The 4118-nt window shown below is 47.7% G+C and carries 1 protein-coding gene; it reads left to right on the top strand.

Annotated elements, in window-relative coordinates:
* Positions 1-726: 726 nt before the first annotated feature.
* Positions 727-4118, top strand: a 3392-nt coding sequence (locus tag QUA38_RS27825; protein WP_333167594.1) for a DUF4347 domain-containing protein, incomplete at its 3' end; no start/stop codon positions are given.

The raw sequence follows: 4118 nt of genomic DNA, 5'->3' as shown, positions 1-4118 counted from the left end.
CTGGCGAGGTTTTGGCTCAGGTTTTTGGTGCTGATAATTCTCTGACTTTTCTCGATTTTCTCACTCTTTCTACTTAAAATAAAAGCGCATTTTATTCGCTAAATTTTTTCGAGATTATCCCAACTCGGTTTGTTACATAAACCGGGTTTTTTATTTTCCAAAAAAGCCCAAATTAAGCCCATGAATTATTTATTTTTTTAAATTATCGAGCAGTCTAAAATTGGTTATTAGTAATTAAAACGCGACTAAAGCAAAAAAACTGAGTGTGTGAATACAAAATTTACTACCTTTGTTTGAGGGAATAGAGATTCTCTTATATTTGGCTCATTGAATATCATTAAATGATTTTTGATAATGAGTTCCCTCCTACTAAGAGTCAGAAAAACTATATTAGAACTAATTAATACAAAAACGAACAATTAGCAACTATTTTTGGGCAGCAAATATCGCATTATACAGCATATTTTCGTACAGGGTGTCCGTTTTTTCTCAGGTGAAAATAGTTTAGCGCTAACTCAGGTTTGGCTAAAGAAATGCCTGATTTTGCAGGTAAATATAGCGAACTGCTACTTTGGGAAGATGTCGATCAAAAAAAAATCGCAGTAAATAGAACTTGTTACCTATGCGAAGCCAAGAAATTAGCAATTAACAATTTCTTATTAGCAATTAACAAGAATATCTACCACTAAAGATGGACATTTTACAAGTCAAGGAGCTATGTAACTCATGAAAAATTTAGGGTGCAACTACTCTTCGCCAATTCACCAATCAAGTTGCGATCGCCGCGACACAGAGTGCATAAAAGCTTCTTTGATTGGGGCGCCCTTAGTCGGTGATGTGGCGATCGATGTTTCCTGTTTAGCAAAAGAGAGTTACGGCGTCAAGACTAAACATAAAAAACATTTAGTTTGCATCGACCCAAGGGTAGAGAATTATCAGCATCTTACCAGCGGAGTAAAACCAGGGACAGAAATAATTGTCCTCGATCGAACCCTAGACGGAGTAGAACAAATTACCGAGATTCTAGCTAAACGCAGCTTAATTGCCAGCCTTCAAATAGTTGCTCACGGCAATGAAGCTTCGGTGCAACTGGGGTCAACTTTACTGAAGGATGAAAATTTGCAAAAGTACGATCGGCATTTGCAACAGTGGCGCAAGGCCTTCAGGAAAAAAGCTGATATTTTATTATTAGCGTGTAAGGTTGGGTCTGGACAATCCGGGATTGCTTTCGTGCGGAAGTTGAGAGAATTAACAGGCGCAAATATAGCTGCTTCTAACAATCTAATTGGCAGTGCTAAATTAGGAGGAAACTGGCAATTAAATGTTAGAGCAGGACAAGTAAAAACCGCAATAGCCTTTGAAATAAAAACCCAGAAAACTTACAGCGCTGTCCTCATTAATTTAGTGGACGAAAGTTTTCAAGACGCACGTCTAATCGGGCCTTGGATCTCTGGGGTTACTGGCACGTCAGACGCTCCAGCTTTAACAGCAGGAACCGGAACGGAGAGTTTTCCGGGTTTGAACATAGATCCGGTCGGCAGCGGGGCGTTGAGATTAACTTCAAGAACTTTTGACCAATCTACTTTTGTTATCTATAACAGTCAGGTTCCAGTCAACAGCGGTCTTAACATTGTCTTCGATTTATTTGTCTACAACGGCACTGCGCGTCCGAATTTAGCAGGGCGGACAGGTGATGGCATAAGTTTCTTTTTAATTGACGGTACGGTGACGCCAACAGTAGCTGGAGGCTATGGAGGGTCTCTCGGCTACGCCCAAAATACAGATACAAATCAGCCCGGTTTACTGGGAGGTTATTTAGGAATTGGATTGGATGAATTCGGAAATTTTTCAACTACAACTCAAGGGCGTGTAGGCGGAATTCCGGGGGGGCGTAGAGCAGATTCGGTAACGCTTCGAGGTAGCGAAGCTACGCAATATAAGTTTTTAACTTCTACTTTTGTGCCACAGGGAGTAGATAATATTCCAGATACCGTAAATCCTCTGCCTCCAAACGGGCCGATCAACGCACTTACTACCAGTCGCGAAGCAGCCAGAAGAAGAGTTCAAATTATTTTGCAACCACCCAATTCTGCAACGCCAAACCGTCTCACAGTTAACTTTGATCTCAACAATAATGGTTCGTTTACAGATCAGGGCGAGACTATTATCGACATTGCCAATTTAGAGGAGATAAACGACGAGCAAATACCGGCAACATTCAAATTTGGTTTTGCTGGTTCAACGGGAGACGCAACAAATATTCACGACGTTCGCACTTTATCTATCCAAACTATAGACGTGCCGCTGACTACGGCAGATGTTGCCTCAAGGAAAACAGGCCCGGCCGCAGCGGCACCGGGTAGCAGCATTACTTACACAATTACGACAGTAAATAACGGCCCGAACGACGCCGAAAACGTGGTGATTGAAGATCAATTGCCCGTAGGGGCAGTATTTGCTAGTGCCGAGGGCGACGGCACTTTCAACGCGACAACGAGACTGGTAACCTGGCCCACTATTCCGAATTTACCTGTTGGGACTACCACCACGCGCACCGTAACTGTTACGACCCCAACTACACTTGGCTCTATTACCAACAGTGTATTCAGCAGCAGCAGTACGATCGATCCCGTACCCGGTAACAACAGCGGCAGCAGCCCGGAGGCGCGAGTCACGACCACTATTACGAACGATAGGGCTGATGTAGTGACGGTCAAAACCGGACCCGCTACTGCAGCAGCCGGCTCGACTGTCACCTACACAATTACGGCAGCCAACAGTGGGCCGAGTGCGGCAACCAATGTGGCGATCGCCGACAGCATTGTTCCGGGTTTAACAGGAGTCAGCGTTTCCGACGGCGGAACTTACAACGAAACTACAGGTATTGTGACTTGGACGGCGATCCCATCCCTAGCTAGCGCAGCCAGCACCAACAGAACCGTCAGTTTCGCAGTTCCCGCCACTGGCGGTACCGTCGCCAACACTGCTAGCAGCACATCAACGAGCCCAGACCCCAATCCTGACAACAACAACGGTAGCAGCCCCCAAGCGCGAATCACCACTACCATCACCGATAGCGCTGATGTAGTGACGGTCAAAACCGGACCCGCTACGGCCACCCCTGGGTCAAATGTCACCTACACAATTCTCACCGAAAACAGAGGGCCCACTACCGCCACCAACATCACCGTTACAGATAGCATCGTTCCCGGTTTAACGGGCGTTACAGCGTCCAGCGGCGGTATTTACGACCCAGCCACAGGCATTGTCAGCTTTCCGCCCATTGCCAGCTTAGCTGACGGCGTGACCGTCAGCCGGACTGTCAGATTCCCAGTGCCGGCGACAGGCACTGTCAGCAACACGGCAAGAAGTACCTCAAACACGAATGACCCGAATCCCGCCAACAATAACGGCAGCGATCCCGGCGCAACTGTTACCACCAGCATCGCCTCACCCCCGACTCCGACTCCGACTCCCGCACCGACTCCGACTCCCGCCAACCAACCGCCGATAGCTAACAACGTCAACGTCGAGATTACCCCCAGCAGCACTGTGCCGATCGCAGGACTCGGAGGAAGCGACCCCGACGGCTCGATCGCATCCTTCACCATTAACACCGTCCCACCAGCAAGTGAAGGGCTGATATTTTTAGGCAATCCCGATACGGGCGGCACGATTGTCACCGCCGGTCAAATTCTGACACCTGCTGACATTAACCAATTATTTTTCCAATCGACAGCCAACTTTACCACCGCCAATTTCACCTACAGCGCTACAGACAACCAGGGCGCTACCAGCCCCGCCAGCGCTACTGTATCGGCGCTGCAGCCATTGCCAAACCTACCGCCAGAAGCAGCCCCGGTCAACCTCGAAATCGCCCCCAGCAGCACTGTGGCGATCGCAGGACTTGGAGGAAGCGACCCCGACGGCTCGATCGCATCCTTCACCATTAACACCGTCCCACCAGCAAATGAAGGGCTGATATTTTTAGGCAATCCCGATACTGGTGGCACGATTGTCACCGCTGGTCAAATTCTGACCCCTGCTGACATTAACCAATTATTTTTCCAATCGACAGCCAACTTTACCACCGCCAATTTCACCTACAGCGCTACAGA

It is taken from the genome of Microcoleus sp. Pol12B4 (assembly GCF_036701385.1).
In the GTDB taxonomy this organism is placed as follows: domain Bacteria; phylum Cyanobacteriota; class Cyanobacteriia; order Cyanobacteriales; family Microcoleaceae; genus Microcoleus.
The sequence above is the reverse complement of the archived record's forward strand: the minus strand, read 5'-3'. Positions and strand labels throughout refer to the sequence as shown.